A 15,748-nucleotide genomic window follows, 5' to 3' on the forward strand; every position below is an offset into this window, starting at 1 on the left:
CGGATCGGCGGTCCTCGTTCGTCATCTAGGCGAAGAAGAATCAGGCACAGAGGAGTGATCATGAAGTTCATGATGTTCGTGTGCAGCGACAGCGAGCCGGACGAGGACAAGAGCGACGACATCGAACGCTGGGTGGCCGACGTCGACGGCAACGGCCGGCGGGTGCTGGGCAGCGCCCTCGCGGCGCCGGAGTCGGCGACCACCGTCCGCGTCCGCAAGGGCGAGCTGCTGCTCTCCGACGGACCGTTCACCGAGACGAAAGAGGTGATCGTGGGCTTCGACATCCTGGAGTGCGAGCACCTCGACGAGGCGATCGAGATCGCGCGGGCCCATCCGATGGCCCGCCTCGGGCAGCTGGAGCTGCGGCCCTTCCTCGACCTGGACCACGCCTCGGATGACTGACCCGCGGTCGGCCGCGGCGTCCGTCGAGGCCGCCGCGGCCGGCGCGCACGAGCGGATCGTCGCCGTCCTCATCCGGGTCACGGGCGACTGGACGCTGGCCGAGGACTGCACGCAGGAGGCGCTCGCCCAGGCGCTGGAGCGCTGGCCCCGCGACGGCGTGCCCGCCAACCCCGAGGGCTGGCTGATGACGGTGGCGCGCAACCGGGCGACCGACGTGCTGCGGCGCGCGTCCGTCGAGCGCCGCAAGCTCCGCGAGCTGGCCGCCCTCAGCCTCACCGGGCCGGACGTCCCGGCCGCCCGGGAGAACGCCGCGGAGAACGTCGAGGACGACCGGCTGAGGCTCATCTTCACCTGCTGCCATCCGGCCCTGGCCCTGGAGGCGCGGGTCGCGCTGACGCTGCGCACGGTCTGCGGGGTTCCGACCGCGGACATCGCGCGGGCCTTCCTGGTCAGCGAGTCGGCGATGACCCGGCGGCTGACCCGCGCCCGGCGGAAGATCGCCGACGCGGGCATCCCGTTCCAGGTGCCCGGAGGCGAGGCGCTCGCCGAACGGCTCCCCGGCGTCCTCGGCGTGCTGTACCTGCTGTTCACGCGGGGGTACGACGCCGACGGCGAGCCCGCCTTCGCCGAGGAGGCGATCCGGCTCACCCGGCTCCTGCGGACCCTTCTCCCGCAGCAGGCCGCGGTGTCCGGCCTGCTCGCGCTGCTGCTGCTCCAGCACTCGCGGCGCGCCGCGCGCCGCGACCGGGACGGCAGGCTGGTCCGGCTGGACCGGCAGGATCGGTCCCGGTGGGACCGCGCCCTGATCGACGAGGGTCTCCAGGCGCTCGCGCGGTCGCGGGCGGACGAGCCCTACGGCCTCCAGGCGCGGATCGCGGCCTGCCACGCCACCGCGGCCAGTCCGGAGTCCGTCGACTGGGCCGCGATCGCGGGGTGGTACGACGTCCTGGCCCGGATCCAGCCGTCCCCGATCGTCGCGCTCAACCGGGCCGTCGCGCACGGCTACGCGCACGGTCCGCGCGTCGGGCTGGGCCTGCTGGCCGAGGCCAGGGCCGGCGGCAAACTGGACGATCACCCGCTGGCGGTCGCGGCGCAGGCCGATCTCACCGAGCGGGTCGGCGACCGCGACCGCGCCGCGGACCTGTTCCGCCAGGCCGCGGCCAGCGCGGACGGTGAACCCGAGCGCCGGGCCCTGCTCGACCGCGCGGCCGAACTCACCGCGGCCGTCGCGACGGCCTCGCCCCGACTCTTCGGGGACGCCCGTCCCGGGGGACGCGACGACCGGCCGACCGAGCGTTGAGGCCGCGAACGGGCCGGCCGTTTCCGGCGCGTCAGATGGCGCTCGCGCTGAGAGCCTTCTGCCGGACGTCCAGCAGGGCCAGGAGCACCGGGGGATCGAGCGGCCGGCTCGGTCTCAGCCGGAGGTCGATCGCCGTGTGAACGCTCCCGGGACGAACCGACAGCGGACCGTGGACGCCGATATTCGGCGGACCGTCGTCGAGGCCGGTCTCTGATTCCGCCCGCACCGCCTGGGCCAGCAGGTACCAGGTGCCCTGCGGGACGCGGTCCAGGACGAAAGGGCCGGGGCGCCGCAGGAACGCGCATCGGATCGGCGACCCCTGGGCGATCGGTTCGGGGAAGACGCCGAGGAACACCGGGTCGTGCACCGCGGGCGACTGCAACCGCACACGGCCGCGGATGGTGACCGTGTGGCCGCGGGTCCGGCGCCCGTCGTCGGTGGGAATCTGCGGGGTGAAGCCGCGCAACTCGCGGTAGGCGGTGGGGGAGAGGCCGACACAGCTCTTGAACCGCGTGCTGAACGTGCCGAGGCTGGAATAGCCGATCATGGTGCTGATCTCCGTCACGGTCAGCGAGGTCGACAGCAGCAGCCGCTTGGCCTCCTGGAGCCGTACCGCGTACAGGAAGCGGGCGGGAGGGATCCCGGTGACCCGTTGGAAAAGCCGGGTGAAGTGGAATTTGCTGAACATCGCGATCCGTGCCATGTCGTCGATGGTGATGCGTTCGCCGAGGTTCCGATGGATCTCATGGATGACCCGGTCAATGGCTTGAACGACCTCTCGGTCCATCAGAGCAGACCCCTTAATGGTGGGCGTGATGCGATGGGTGCTCAGTTCGTGTAGGCGTTGGCCTGGATATGGAACAGCTCCGCATAGAGCCCGGACTTTTCCAGCAGGGTGGCGTGGTCACCGCTTTCGACGATCCGGCCGTCGCGCAGCACCACGATGAGGTCCGCCATCCTGATGGTGGAGAACCGGTGCGATACGAGCAGGGTGATGGCTCCCGTGGACGCGGAGGCCGTCCTGGCCCTGGCGTCGTAGCGCTCGAAGAGGCGGTGCTCTGCTTCCGGGTCCAGGGCCGCCGTCGGTTCGTCGAGGATGAGGAGCAGCGGCGCTTCGCGCATGAAGGACCGGCCGAGGGCGAGCTTCTGCCACTGGCCCCCGGACAGTTCGGCGCCTTCGGTGTAGCTGGTTCCGAGCCGGGTGTCGAGCCCCGCCTCCAGTTGGTCGACGACGTCGGCCGCCTCGGCGCGCCGCAATGCCTTGAGAACGGAGCCGTCGTCGTCCATCCGGGAGATGTCGCCGACTCCGACCGCCTCGCGGGCCGACAGCTCGTAGCGGACGAAGTCCTGAAAGGCGGCGGATATCCGCTCCCGCCACCGCTCGATGGGAATCCGGCGCAGGTCGGCGCCGTCGATGAGGATCCGGCCCGCGGTCGGCCGGTACAGCCCGCACAGCAGTTTGACCAGTGTGGACTTTCCCGCGCCGTTCTCACCGACGACGGCCACGACGGAACCCGCGGGCAGGGTCAGGGAAATATCGTGCAGGGCCTCGGCTTCGCCACCGGGATAGGCGAAGCCGACACCCTGCAATTCGATTCCGCTCCGGAGCCGTTCCGGAGCATGCGCTTCCGCCGGCACGTCACCGTCGCCGGCGACGAGGGCGTGCGCCGACTCCAGGCGGCGCAGTGTGTTGGACGTCCGCAGCAGTTCGCCCAGGAGGACCACCGTCGAGGCGACCTGCTGGTTGACCTGGGTCGCGAGGGCGATGACGAGGACGACGTCGCCCACGCTGTGCCGGCCGGAGATCGCCTCCCGGATGACCAGGATCACCGCGCCGATATAGGCGGTGCCGAAGACCAGTTGCCCCGCCGCCCGCACCAGTGCGGCGCGTGTGCCCGCGCGCCACAGGTCGCGGCTGGCCGACTCCCAGAGCGCGGTGTGGCGGCGGCGCAGTTGCTCGTCGAGGCCGAACACCCGTATCTCGCCGGCCGCCCGAGCGGAGGTCGAGAACCGGAACAGGTTGCGCGCGGTGCGCTTGCGCTCCGCGGTCGCCTCCCGCGCCCTTTCCATGATCGTCTCCGCCCGCCGTCCGGCGAGCAGGGGCGGCACCGCCACGATCGGCAGGAGCAGGAGGACCGGATCCACGCGGGCCAGCAGAACGCCGGTGAAACCGATCGCCAGGACGAGGCCGAAGCCGGTGAAAAGCGCCTCCATGGCATCGGGGAACCGTCTGCTCTCCGGTTCCAGAATGGTCAGCTCGTCCGCGAAGTCGGACCGCTCGTGGTGCTCGATCCCGCTTGAGCCGTTGGACAGCGTCATGAGCCGTTCGACGAAGGACTGCTCGGCTAGCTCGGCCAGTTCGAAATAGGCCACGTGGGCGAAATTGCCGAGCGACAGGGTCGCGACGGCGAAACCGGCGGCCCACAGGCCGTACGCGGTGGCGGCGGCCGGGTCCGCCGAGACGACCGCGTCCGTCATCAGCCCGAGGGACGCCGCGAGCAGCGGCTCGGCCGCGGTGCCCGCCACCATGAGGATGACGGCCGTCAGCGTCTTGCGGCGGCTGACCCGCCAGGCGGTCGCGGTGAGCCTCCCGATGCCCGACACGGTGGCCTTCACGGCCGCACCCCCAGCGGCTCGTCGCCCTCCGCCCGTCCGCCGGTGTCGGCGAAGCGTGCGGCCTGGAGGTCGAACATCGTCGCGTACCGTCCGCCGGCGGCCATGAGCTGGTCGTGGGTGCCCTGCTCGCCGACCCGGCCGTCCTCCAGCACCACGATCAGGTCGGCCTGCCGGACGGTGGAGAAGCGGTGCGAGATCAGCAGCGTCGTCGCGCCGCGCGCCAGCCGCGCGAACTCCGCGAAGAAGCCCGCTTCCGCGCGGACGTCGAGGCTGGCGGTCGGCTCGTCCAGGACGAGCAGCGACGCCCCGTGCCGATGGGCGAACAGGGCCCGCGCCAGTGCGACGCGCTGCCATTGACCACCGGAAAGGTCCACCCCGCCCGCGAGGTGGCGGCTCAGCGGGGTGTCGATCCCGCGCGGCAGCGCCTCAAGGGTGTCGAGGAGGCCGACGTCCGCGAGGGCGGCGCGGACCCCGGCGCGATCGCCTTCGTAGGCGACGGCGCCGAACGCGACGTTCTCGGCGGCGGACATCTCGTGGCGCGCGAAGTCCTGGAAGATCACGGCGAGTCCGGCCCGCCAGGCGCGCACGGGGCGGCCGCGGATGTCGGCGCCCCCGGACCGGATGGTGCCGGACGTCGGTTCGTACAATCTGGCCAGCAGTTTCACGAGCGTGCTCTTTCCCGCCCCGTTCACGCCGACCAGCGCGGTGCAGCGGCCTGCCGGAATGGTGAGGTCGAGGCCGTCCAGCACCTTGTGCCGCTCACCGGGATAGGTGAAGCCCACGTTCTCGAACCGGATCGGCGCGGACTCTCGTCGTGCCGCGCCGCCGAGCCGCGCGGGGGGCGCCATGTCCGCTTCCCTGGCCGCGTCGATATGCCGCAGGAATCGCTGGACGGAGTAGTAGGCGTGCATCCCGACCGCGGTCGGGAAGTCGGACTCCGGATATCCCTGGCCCAAGGACAGGGCGCCGAGCGCGGCAGTGATCACCATGACGAAACCGGTCAGCGTCAGCGCGGAACGGTCGCCCGCCGCCTCCGAGCCCAGCACGGCGAAGGCCAGCAGGCTCGCGGCCAGCCCGCACCCGGTGAACACCACGAACGGCCAGAGGAAGATGCGGCGGCGCGCATTCCACAGGGGCGCCAGCCAGTCGCGGTAGGACCTGCTCCAGTAGCCGCGCAGCCAGCCGATCAACCCGAACACCCGGATCTCCTTGGCCGCGGCGGGATCGATGGCGAGGGCCCTCAGGTAGTCGTTCTTCAGCTCCGCGTCATCGAGCGCGAAACGGGCTTCCGCGTATTTGCGCAGACCGCCGCGCACCCCGTACCGGAACAAAAGAACGGCGACCAGGAGCCCCAGCGCGGCCGGATAGGAGAAGACCGCGCCGACGACCGCGAGATGGCCGGCCAGCTGGGTGTACCGGGCGATCAGGGCGAGCTGGCCCGCGCAGGCCTGCCCCGGGCTCTGCACCCACGTCTCAAGCTCCCGGGCGGCGGTCCGCAACTCGGCGACCACCTGGGGATCGTGCAGCGCTCCGATGCCCACCGTCCCCATCGCCGCGGCCATGACGTCATCGATCAACCGGCCGTCGACGCGCCGTGCGACCAGTTCGCCGACCGATTCCCGCACGGGCAGGAGCACCTGCTGGCCCGTGAAGGACAGGGCCGCCACGGTGAAGGCATCGAGCAGCCTGTCCCAGGCGGCGGAGCCCACGCCTTCGCCGACGGCCGCCGGAACCCTGCCGACGGTGACCGCGGACGCGACCACGAACACCACCGGCAGCACGCCCAGCAGGAGGTTCACCAGGACGGTGACGGTGATCAGCGGACCGCCCGCCCGGCGCGCCAACCGGGTGATGTGCCACCTTTCGCGGACGAGGCGGATCGCCGTGCTCATCGCCTTCACGCCGCCGATGGACCGGCGGATTCCACCGGGGTTCCGAGGCTCGTGTTCCTGCGTCATGTCCGTGACCTCCAGACGGGGCGGCGCCATGGCCGAACCGCGAGCGGCGTCTCATCTCCTCGCGGTGAGAAAGGCGGCATAGTTCTTCTGCACCTCGGCCATTCCGTCCCGAGGGCCGGTGCGGCCCGCCACAAGCCCGAGGAGGGCGTTGCCGAGCACGTCGGGGAAGGTCGGTGTCGCGTTGTCGATGTAGGGCGTCAGCCCGTCGGTCCGGCTGAGCGTGTCCCACGCGGCGAACACGTCCTTGAGGACCGCCGTTCGGGGCCGCCCGCTCCGCGGCCTCAGCGCGGGCAGGAGCCCGGCCTCGGTGACCACGTCCATCGCCTGCGGCGAGCTGATGAAGTCGAGGTAGGCCGCCGCCACGTCGGGATGCTCGGACTCGGCGGTCACCGCGAACGGCAGGCTCTCCCCGCCCATGGTGGTCGGCGCCCCGCCCGCCCGCGCCGGCGGCGGCAGCACGAAGCCCACATCGCCGCCCATGTGCTCGCCCAAGCCGGAGGCGAACCATGTGCCGCCGATAAGGAAAACGCCCTCGCCCGCGGCGAAGGCGTCGTCGTCGTAGGCGAGCTTTCCGGGATGTGCGACCAGGTAGCCCCGCCTGACCCATTCCTGCAAGGTCCGCGCCGCGCGGAGGTTCGCCGCGTCGGTCCACGAACCGCCGCGGCCGAAGAAGAGGTCGCGCACCGCGCGCTTGCCCGCGACCTGGTCCTGGATGACACCGAAGCTGTGCGTCACCGGGATCGGCTGCCGGTTCCCCAGCGAGATGGGAACTTCGCCGTGGTCTTTGGCGATGGCGAGCGCCCTCTCGAACCCGGCCCAGGAGGAAGGCGGCCGCAGTCCCAGCCTGGCGAGCTTCTTTCTGTTGTAGAAGATGCCGACGATCTCGCCGTTGAGGGAAACGCCGTAGAGGCTGCCGCTGCCGACCGTCCTGCCGTCCGGGGTGACGCTGTTGATGTCCAGGAGCCCCTTCGGATAGCGCTTGCTCCAGCCGTAGATATGGTCGTAGGAGTCCAGGGGCCGAAGCCGTTTGGCCGCCACCAGCCGGGCCATATCGGCATGTCCCTGGTTCACCTGGACGACGTCAGGCGGGCTGTCACTCACACGCGCCGTGTGCAGCGCCTTCCGGAGATCCTCAAGGGATCGCTTCACCCGCCGGATTCGCACGTTCGGGTACTTCCGGTGAAAAGCCTCGTTGAGCTTCTCCATCTGCACGTCCTGGCCGCCGACGAGCTCCTGGTCCCACACGGTGAGTGTGACTTCGCCCGAATCGCCTATCCGCGACTCCGCCTCGGGGCCTGAATCCGTGGTGCAGGCGGTGAGAAGAAGGGCGGCCGCTACCGCGGCGACGGGCCTCAACACAGCAGAATTCATCACTGGGTCCTCCTTGATTCGACCGCGGCGCCGCTACATCACCGTCGTGCGGTAGAGCAGCCGATGGTGCCGTTTGCTGTCGCAGGGAGTGCGCGTGTGCATGGTCGCGTCGTTGTCCCAGATGACGAGGTCGCCGACACTCCAGCGGTGCCGGTAGAGGTATTTCTCCTTGGTGGCGTGCGCGTGCAGCGCATCCAGCAGAGCCGAACCCTCCTTCCGGCCGAGCCCCACGACGCCGCTGATGATCATGCTGCCCAGCAGCAGCGAGCGCCTGCCGGTGACCGGGTGGACGCGGACCAGTGGCTGCTCCATGTCCGGAGCCCGGTCCTTCTCCTCCTGGGTGAGCGGCTTCTTGTGCGGATTGGTCTGCAACTCCTGCTCGACGAGGTGGTTCATGGAATGCACCGCACGCAGATTCTTGATGCGGTCCTTCGTTTCCTCCGGCAGGTCGTCATAGGCGGTCGTCACGTCCGCGAAGATCGTGTCGCCGCCCTCCGCGGGGGCGATGGCCGAGTACAGCAGTGACGCCCGACTCATGACCTCCTTCCAGGAATAGTCGGTATGCCATTCCTCCTGGTCGTCTCCGTCGTAGAGCCCGATGGGCTCCCCGTCCTCGAAGATGTTGCTTATCTTGAGGACCTCCGGATACTCGGGCACGACATACCGCTTTACCGGGTAGACGTCGAGCGGCCCGAACAGCCTGCTGAAGCGGACATGGGCGGCGTGGTCGAGATTCTGCCCTGGGAGTACGAGCACGCGGTGGCGGACGAGATCCGCCTTGAGTTGAGCTGCGACCCTCTGGTCGATCGGCTGCCTGACATCAAGTTGGATTCGGGCCGCGAATGGCGGCTTGATCTCCTCGATGTGATACATCATCATGCCCCTGCTTCAATATCGGTACGGAAGTGTTCGGCAGGTGGTTTATGGCGGGTCAACGAGAATAATCAGCGCTTCTCGGCTGGTGTTCGGAGCATCACTGCGGGTCATGCTAGATCACGGCTCGCAAGTATGTAATGAGTCGTTAGATGATCGAGCAATATGGAAGAAAAAGCGTTTGTGGGCGCCCGCTGATCAGGGCCGCCTTAAAGTACGATGAGCCCGCCCAAGCGAAGTGCAGAATGGCATTTGAACAGGCTTGATGCTCGCCGCAAGCGGCATTAGAGGGTGGCCCGTGCGCCACGGGGTCGGGAGCCCGAAACGCCTATCGCCCTAGCCAGAGAGGCATACCCCCCCAATACGGGGCCCTTTGCACCCCTGCCTGGCCGGGCACCCTGACCGACCATGGCGGGACGCCGCCCGACAGGGCAGCCACCGCGGCCCTGCCATGGTGCCCGGCGTCGACAGCGGAGCGCCCAGGCGCCCGGCCCAGGAACCACGTACATACAACAAACCCCGGCGACCGGCGCTGGGCCAGGTCAGCCAGGGTTCTACCGCCAGAGAATGTGCCCGCCGCGGCGGGTTCTCGGGCTGAGTTTGATTTGGTTATGCGCCCCTACTGCCGAGTGAGGCCCCGGGACGAGAACACTCCCAGGCGCCAGGTTCGCCGCCGGAGCGGGAGCCGTGTCCGCGGCTCCCGCGACGGTCGTTTACGGATCAGACCCAGGGGGCGAGGGGGTACCAGTAGTCCTCGAAGATGGACGGGAGGCGGACGTCCCAGTAGAGGAGGAGGAAGACGCCCGCGGCGATGAAGCCGACGGTGGTGATGGCGGCGGCCCGGTGGGGTGAGGCGGCCAGCCACAGGCCGACGCGGCCGCCGGTGAGCAGGGCGATCGCGATGAGGAGGATCGCCATGATGGCGATGTTGCCGAGTGATTGCAGGGTGAACGCGGCCGCGCCGTACAGCGGGTTGTGGCTGTCGGCGGCGTCCTGGAAAAGCTGCCGGAACAGGGGGAAGGGCCGCCCGATCAGGAACCCTCCGATGAGGACGCCCATGACGACCAGCCGCGCACCGGGGCGGCGTGCCTCCAGCGGCGCCAGCGGATCTTTGATCACCCCGGCCGAGGCGAGGCCGAGCACGATCATGATCAGCCCGATCACGCCGTAGACGATCATCGCCTGGACCAGGCGCGGCGGGATCCCGTCGCCGGTGGCCGTCTTGAACTGGGGCATGCCGGTGCCGACGACTCCGACGAGGGCGCCGTAGAGCGCGGAGACCGGGATCATTCCGGCCGCGAGCAGGCCGAGTGGTCGGATCGTTCCACGGACCCGGTCGCCTTTCGTCGCCCCGCCTCCGGCCATGGTCGGGGTGAGGGCGCTGAAGGCGGCGATGTTGCAGGCGGTGAAGGTGCCCGCCACCCCGGAGACCAGGGCGAACAGGACTCCGGCGGCCATCCCGGTGATGGGTGTGGCCTTGGCGTCGTGGCCGAGCAGGGTGTTGGCGACGTTGTCGCCGATGGTCTGGTCCACGAACTCCGCCGACCAGATGACGGTCAGCGCGAACCCGATCAACGCGCCGACCGCGATGAGCAGGATCCGCCGCTGCGGAGCCGCTGCCCGTGTCACGGGCGGGTTGTTCGCGAGTTGGGTCATGCCATGACTCCTGACCTCGAACGATCTTTACCGCCGTCAGGCTGACACCCCCGCCCACCCTGACCTTTCTCCCAGAATGCGATCTCCCCCGCCGCCAGGGGAAGCGCACTCCAGAAGATGCGGCCGAGAACGGCCACCACCGAACAACTGCCACCCAGTGGAGCCCCTTGCGGGATTCGAACCCGCGCACACGGCTCCAGAGATCAGTACGGAAAAGGCCCTCGACATGGGCGACTTTCATCGCCTGTCGCGCTCCGGACGCCTACGGAACAGCACGCCGCTGAGAGGGCCTCTGGCGTGACTGCGACGCGCCCTGGCGGAGACGCGCGATGCCCTCTTCTACGCTCTCCGACGTCTGCACACGCTCACCCGCTGCGTCGTCACGGGGTTCGAAACGCGCGACGACCGACACTTCCGCAGGTGCGCACGGCGCCGGTGGCGATCGCCTCGAACGGTTGCGTTCTTCGCGTGCCTCTATTACGCGATGATGCGGCCTGGCAAAGCGGACTCTCCGCGGCTGGGGCGGTCCACGCCCTGGTGAGATGGGTGCGGAGCCCGTTCGCGCAGCCGCGCGACCCTGAGGAGGGCGACCGGCAGACCGCCAACCGCGCCGAGCGCGATGCCCGTCCCGAGCGATCTCCGATCACGCCCACCAGCGGGGCCGGCCCTGAGCACGGTGACGGACGGGTCGGGTCGGCCGCCAGAGGTCAACCGCCAAGGCGAAGGTCGCCGTGCGAGTGCGTTGCCGTGAACCGGAGGCGGTCGCCTACTTCGACGGTGCCCTCGTCGCCGACGGGCTCCGATCGGCACAATGCCCTATTATTTTGATATGGATTTGGAGGAATCTGATCGGCGGATCGCCGCTCTGCTGCCGCGCCCGGACCGCTCGGTCGTCGCTGTCGAACCGCCGGGTGACGGCGACGGGTACTGGGGCGGAGCGCCCAGCGCGGTCGAGAGCGAGGGGTGGATCTACCTGGCGTACCGGCTGCGCCGGCCCATCGGGAAGGGACGCGGCTACGCGGTGGTCGTCGCCCGCTCCGCCGATGGCGAGCGCTTCGAACCGCTCGTCATGATCGGCAAGGACGCCATGGAGGCTGAGTCCCTTGAGCGCCCCGCCCTCGTCCGGACCGCCGAGGGGACATGGCGGCTCTACCTGAGCTGTGCGACGCCGGGAACCAAGCACTGGCGCGTCGAGGTGCTCCAGTCCAGTACCCCGGACGGGTTCAGCCCAAGCGACCGGCGGGTCGTCCTGCCCGGGGACGAGAAGACGGGCGTGAAGGATCCGGTGATCGTCCAGCACGACGGCCGGTGGCATCTGTGGGCCTCGTGCCACCCGCTGGCCGACGCCGCCGAGGCCGACCAGATGACCACCGAGTACGCCACAAGCGCCGACGGCCTGGAATGGACCTGGCACGGAACGGCTCTCAGCCCCCGGCCCGGCGGGTGGGACGCCCGGGGCGTGCGGGTCAGCGCGGTGCGCTTCACCCCCGACGGGATCGTGGCGGCCTATGACGGCCGGGCCAGCGCGGCCGAGAACTTCGAGGAGCGCACCGGCTTCGCCGTCGGCGACGACCCCGCCGCGCTCTCGGCCATCGGATCCGCCCCGTGGGCGTCCTCGCCCCACCACGGCGGCGGGTTGCGCTACCTGGAGGCCCTCCCCACCCAGGACGGCCGCCTCCGTCTGTTCTACGAGGTGACCCGCGCGGACGGAGCACACGAACTGCGTACCGAGTTGCGCTGAGCGGCCCCGAGCCTTCAGCGCGAATGCGGACGGCCGTTGCGGGCTTGTCGCTGCCCGTCCGGCCGCGCGCCCACCCGCCCGCCGGAGGCCGCCTTCGGCTCCAGCCAGTCGCCGAAGTCCTCGCCGGTGACCTTCTCCAGCAGCTTGACGTCGGCTTCGAAGAGGGGGATGAGAGCCTCGCGCTGCTCCCAGGTCAGCGGCCGCCGGGCCGGGCCGTTGCGCTGCAGCGCGCGTTCCAGCGGCGTGGTGACCCGGGTGGCCAGGTCGCCGGGCAGGACCGTGCCCGCCGCCACACCGGTCCGCAGCATCCACGACAGGACGCGATGGCGCGTCGTGCGGCCGGGATGCACGGTGACGTTCTCCCGCGGCACCTCGGTGAGGACGCCCGGGTCGACGCCCAGGAACGAGCAGATGCGGTCCAGCGTCGGCGCCGGCCGCTCCAGCAGTTCGCGGTACCGGAAGACCAGGACCTGCTCCCGGGGGAACAACCCGTAGAGGTGCTCCAACTGCTCGCCGTACCGGCCCAGCCGGACGTAGTGCCAGAAGGCGGCCCAGCCCGCGTCGATCCGCCGGTCCTCCTCGCGGCAGGCGAGGACCACGTCGTCGATGGGCTCCAGCCCCGCCGACCACAGATGCGTCCAGTTGGAGTGGGCCCGCTCCACCGGGTCGCGCAGGACGGCGATCAGCCGGGCCTCGGGGATCAGGTCGTGGATGCGGCGTTGGGCGGCGCGGTCGTACAGGTAGAACGGGGTCGACTCTCCGCACAGCGCGCCGGGCGGGGCGTCCGCGAACAGCGCCTCGTACTCCGCCCTGCGCCAGACGTGCTCCCGGTAGGTCTGCGCGTCACCCGGCCCGCCCCGGTCCGGAGGAGGCGCGCCACCGGTCAGGAAGAACTTGGGCTCCTTCACCGCCGACAGGTGCAGCCCGGGGTGACCCGCCAGCGCCGCGTGCAGCGCGGTGGTCCCGGTCTTGGGAGCACCGATCACCAGGAAGTCCGGCAGCGGCATCACGTCCTCCTAGTGCCACCTCGACATCAATAGAACTATAACTACCAATTTAGTGGGAAACTAGTATCTCGGCCCTCCCTGAACCTGGATAACGACGCGCCCCGTCCCGCCCGAGCCGGTGAAGCTGCTCCGGGCGCATCTGGAGGCGGGCCCTGCCGGTCGGCTCTTCCGCAGGTGGACGTCCACGGCGGCGCAGTTGCAGAGCCCGCCGGCGAGCGAGCCCCACGGTCTGCGGGGCCTCGCCGCAGTGCAACCCGGGCGTCGCACGCCGATCAGGGCGGCGTGCCCCGGGTCGTCCTCCGGGAACATTTGTCCAAGACCGATGACCGGTGGCCCTTGCATAGTCCCGGTATGAGTGAAGATGACGTCGGGCACGCGCATGGGATGCATGTGGTCCGCGACGGCCCGCGGGAGGCGCCGCCGCTGCTGCTCATCCACGGCTCGGGGGCCTCGGGCGCTTCGTGGGGGCCGATGGTTCCGGTGCTCGCCCGCCACCACCACCTCATCCGCGTCGACCTTCCAGGCTGCGGCAAATCGCCGCCCGCGCGGTCGTACGACGTCCCCGGGCAGGCGGGCCGGGTGGCGGCGCTGCTGGACGACCTCGGCCTTGGCCCCGTCCTCGCGGCCGGGCACTCCAGCGGCGGATACGTCGCCACGGCGCTCGCCGAGCGGCGTCCCGACCTGGTGAGGTCGCTCGCGCTGATCAGTACCGGCCCGAGCCTCGACGCGCTCCTGCCGCAGCCGTTGATCCTGCGAGCGCTGCTGGGCCCGCCGCTCGGCCGGCTCATCTGGTCGAGGCGTCCGGAAGCGTGGATCCGCAAAGGGATCATGGCGACGGCCGCTCGTCCCGTGGACGTCCCCGACGACCTGGTCGCCGAGGTCCAGGGGACCACCTACCGCGCGTTCCGGATGGTGATGCGCGAGAACACCGCCTACATCAACGAGCGGAGCGTCCCCGAGCGCCTCGCCGACCTGGAGGTCCCGGTGCTGGCGATCGTCGGCGCGGCCGACCCCCGCTGGGATCCGGAGTCGGCGCGGCGGTACGAGGCGGTCCCGAACGTTCGGGTCGAGTCGCTGCCCGACGTCGGGCACCTGCCCATCATCGAAGTGCCGGAGGAGACCGGCGAACTGCTGCTGGCCTTCGCGGCGGCGGGCCGGGACACCCCGTCCCTGTGATCCTGGCGGCATAGGCTGGTCCCGTGACACCGAACGGGGCGACCCCCGACTGGGCGCGGGTGGACATCGCGGTCCCGCGCCCGGCGGGCCGGCTGCCGGGGGTGACCATGGCCGGGTTCGGTGCCCGCGCCCCGGAGCCCGTGGACATCGCCATGGTCCCGCACCCCTGCGTCACCGTGCTCGTCGACCTGGGCGAGGGCGGCGGCCTCGCTTACCACGCCCGCGGCCGGAGCGAGCGCGGCAGCATCGTCGTCGGGCTCCTCCCCGGCGAGTTCCGGGTGGCCGGGCGCGGGGAGGGCGAATACCTCCAGCTCAGGCTGGAGCCCGTCGCCGCGGCCGCGGTCTTCGGCGCGTCGACCGAGCTCGGTGGGACGATGGCGCCCCTCGAAGACCTCTGGGGCCGCGACGCCCGCCGAGCCGAGGACGGGCTGCGCGCCGCGACGTCCTGGGACGAACGGTTCGCGATCGCGGCGGAGCTCCTCGGACAACGGCTGGACGCCCGCTCACCGGTCGATCCGGAAGTCGCCCACACCTGGCGGCGGACGTCCACCAGCCGGGGACGCGTGCGCGTCGAGGACCTGGCAGGCGAGGTCGGCTGGAGCCGCAAGCGCCTCTGGTCCCGCTTCCGGTCCCAGCTCGGCATCACCCCCAAACGCGCCGCCCGGCTGGTGCGGTTCGACCACGCCGCCCACCTCCTCGCGGCGGGCCACACGCCCGCGAGCGCCGCGACCGAGAGCGGCTACGCCGACCAGTCCCACCTCAACCGCGAGGCCAGGACGTTCACGGGTCTCACGCCCAGCGCCGTAGCCGCCGCGCCATGGCTCGCGATCGACGACATCGCATGGCCCGCATCATCGGCACGACCACCCGCGTGAACCGCCCTGTCACCAGGCGCCTCGCAGAGCAGGACGACCCCCAACGATGACCTCGCCCAGGCCCTCCAGACGCCCCGCCGCCATCCCCTTCAAACCCGTCCTGCCGCTGTCGCGTTGTAGGTGCAAGCCACTGGAGTCGACCTGCACGGCTACAAAGTCCTCGTCGGCACCCGCCCCGTTAGCTAGTTAGCTTCCTGATGGAGAACGCTGGCAAGGTCCTCAGCCGTGCACAGCTACCGATTGGTCTGGGGCGAGGAACATCCTGACGACAACAAAAGTCTCAACGTCCACATTCTGCGGTTTCGAAAGAACAGCACGTCGCCCAGGGGCAAGGCGAGTCGGGCCTCGACGGCGGGGATAAGGTTGACGAGCACATTGGCGCGGGCCGGACAGTCGTCGGGAGCGCCTCCGCCGGTATTCGACGGCATCGTCGAGCGCAGTCACGGCGGGTGCGTGCTGGACCGCGTCCAGTGTGGCCTGGTACGCGTCGAACGACACGACACCGAGGCCGTTCGGTATCGGGGCGAGTGCGACCGGCCGGTCCTGATTCGGTCCGCCGGCGTGGCCCGCCCCCACACCGCGGCGGGCAGGTCCTGAATGGCGTCCCAGGGGTCATCGATATCGCCTGTGGACTTCCAGTTCTCATACCGCCTGATCCCGTGCCGGTGACGGAACGGGGTCTGTGATTACGTCGGCGACGCAATTTCGTTTCGGAGTCACGATACATGCTGGGCGTATGTCGCAAGGAGTCTGGCGGTTTTTTCGAGAAACTA

The 15,748-nt window shown here is 70.3% G+C and carries 12 protein-coding genes; 5 read left to right on the forward strand and 7 right to left on the reverse strand.

The genetic code is table 11. The annotated features are described in order from the left end of the window. Positions 1–60 precede the first annotated feature (60 nt). Both GNZ18_RS09900 and GNZ18_RS09905 read left to right on the forward strand, forming a co-directional pair. Entirely contained in the window at positions 61–402 is a 342-nt protein-coding gene (locus GNZ18_RS09900) for a YciI family protein (RefSeq protein WP_156215947.1), read from the forward strand. After that, on the forward strand, positions 395–1,702 hold the full coding sequence (locus tag GNZ18_RS09905; protein ID WP_156215948.1) for an RNA polymerase sigma factor: 1,308 nt from the start codon (positions 395–397) through the stop codon (positions 1,700–1,702). Before GNZ18_RS09900 ends, GNZ18_RS09905 begins: the two co-directional genes overlap by 8 nt. Positions 1,703–1,733: 31 nt before the next feature. Here the strand turns inward: GNZ18_RS09905 and GNZ18_RS09910 are convergent, their stop codons facing one another. From GNZ18_RS09910 to GNZ18_RS09935, 6 genes are all read right to left on the reverse strand, one after another. Next, on the reverse strand, positions 1,734–2,489 hold the full coding sequence (locus GNZ18_RS09910; protein ID WP_156215949.1) for a helix-turn-helix domain-containing protein: 756 nt from the start codon (positions 2,487–2,489) through the stop codon (positions 1,734–1,736). A gap of 41 nt (positions 2,490–2,530) precedes the next feature. Continuing rightward, a complete protein-coding gene (locus GNZ18_RS09915; protein WP_216651224.1) occupies positions 2,531–4,318 on the reverse strand; it encodes an ABC transporter ATP-binding protein in 1,788 nt (595 codons plus the stop codon). Further along, entirely contained in the window at positions 4,315–6,276 is a 1,962-nt protein-coding gene (locus GNZ18_RS09920) for an ABC transporter ATP-binding protein (RefSeq protein ID WP_216651225.1), read from the reverse strand. Before GNZ18_RS09920 ends, GNZ18_RS09915 begins: the two co-directional genes overlap by 4 nt. Before the next feature lie 51 nt (positions 6,277–6,327). After that, positions 6,328–7,632, reverse strand: coding sequence for an extracellular solute-binding protein (locus tag GNZ18_RS09925; protein ID WP_173390714.1), 1,305 nt, complete (start codon positions 7,630–7,632; stop codon positions 6,328–6,330). A gap of 48 nt (positions 7,633–7,680) precedes the next feature. Further along, the gene (locus GNZ18_RS09930) at positions 7,681–8,520 is read right to left on the reverse strand and encodes a TauD/TfdA dioxygenase family protein (RefSeq protein ID WP_173390715.1); all 840 of its coding nucleotides are present in this window, start codon (positions 8,518–8,520) and stop codon (positions 7,681–7,683) included. Between the two features lie 720 nt (positions 8,521–9,240). Next, positions 9,241–10,176 (reverse strand): hypothetical protein, encoded by a 936-nt coding sequence (locus GNZ18_RS09935; protein ID WP_156215952.1) that lies wholly within the window; start codon positions 10,174–10,176, stop codon positions 9,241–9,243. An 829-nt stretch (positions 10,177–11,005) separates the two neighbouring features. Here GNZ18_RS09935 and GNZ18_RS09940 point away from each other — a divergent pair. Then, positions 11,006–11,917: a glycoside hydrolase family protein gene (locus GNZ18_RS09940; protein ID WP_156215953.1), complete on the forward strand. Its 912-nt coding sequence runs from the start codon at positions 11,006–11,008 to the stop codon at positions 11,915–11,917. Between the two features lie 14 nt (positions 11,918–11,931). Here GNZ18_RS09940 and GNZ18_RS09945 read toward each other — a convergent pair whose 3' ends face one another. Then, positions 11,932–12,924, reverse strand: coding sequence for a sulfotransferase family protein (locus GNZ18_RS09945; RefSeq protein ID WP_156215954.1), 993 nt, complete (start codon positions 12,922–12,924; stop codon positions 11,932–11,934). Positions 12,925–13,275: 351 nt separating this feature from the next. Between GNZ18_RS09945 and GNZ18_RS09950 the strand changes: the two genes are divergently transcribed. Both GNZ18_RS09950 and GNZ18_RS09955 read left to right on the forward strand, forming a co-directional pair. Continuing rightward, complete coding sequence (locus GNZ18_RS09950; RefSeq protein ID WP_246249560.1) at positions 13,276–14,100, forward strand: alpha/beta fold hydrolase; 825 nt, start codon at positions 13,276–13,278, stop codon at positions 14,098–14,100. 23 nt (positions 14,101–14,123) lie between these two features. Further along, positions 14,124–14,975 (forward strand): helix-turn-helix domain-containing protein, encoded by an 852-nt coding sequence (locus GNZ18_RS09955; protein WP_312874408.1) that lies wholly within the window; start codon positions 14,124–14,126, stop codon positions 14,973–14,975. The last annotated feature ends 773 nt before the right edge of the window (positions 14,976–15,748 follow it).

It is taken from the genome of Actinomadura litoris, assembly GCF_009733595.1.
Lineage (GTDB): Bacteria > Actinomycetota > Actinomycetes > Streptosporangiales > Streptosporangiaceae > Spirillospora > Spirillospora litoris.

Bases quoted from the DNA above. Each gene is read 5' to 3' on its own strand.
- GNZ18_RS09900 (WP_156215947.1), top strand. From the start codon at position 61: ATGAAGTTCATGATGTTCGTGTGCAGCGACAGCGAGCCGGACGAGGAC.
- GNZ18_RS09935 (WP_156215952.1), bottom strand. From the start codon at position 10,176: ATGACCCAACTCGCGAACAACCCGCCCGTGACACGGGCAGCGGCTCCG.
- GNZ18_RS09910 (WP_156215949.1), bottom strand. From the start codon at position 2,489: ATGGACCGAGAGGTCGTTCAAGCCATTGACCGGGTCATCCATGAGATC.
- GNZ18_RS09940 (WP_156215953.1), top strand. From the start codon at position 11,006: ATGGATTTGGAGGAATCTGATCGGCGGATCGCCGCTCTGCTGCCGCGC.
- GNZ18_RS09950 (WP_246249560.1), top strand. From the start codon at position 13,276: ATGAGTGAAGATGACGTCGGGCACGCGCATGGGATGCATGTGGTCCGC.
- GNZ18_RS09930 (WP_173390715.1), bottom strand. From the start codon at position 8,520: ATGTATCACATCGAGGAGATCAAGCCGCCATTCGCGGCCCGAATCCAA.
- GNZ18_RS09920 (WP_216651225.1), bottom strand. From the start codon at position 6,276: ATGACGCAGGAACACGAGCCTCGGAACCCCGGTGGAATCCGCCGGTCC.
- GNZ18_RS09905 (WP_156215948.1), top strand. From the start codon at position 395: ATGACTGACCCGCGGTCGGCCGCGGCGTCCGTCGAGGCCGCCGCGGCC.
- GNZ18_RS09945 (WP_156215954.1), bottom strand. From the start codon at position 12,924: ATGCCGCTGCCGGACTTCCTGGTGATCGGTGCTCCCAAGACCGGGACC.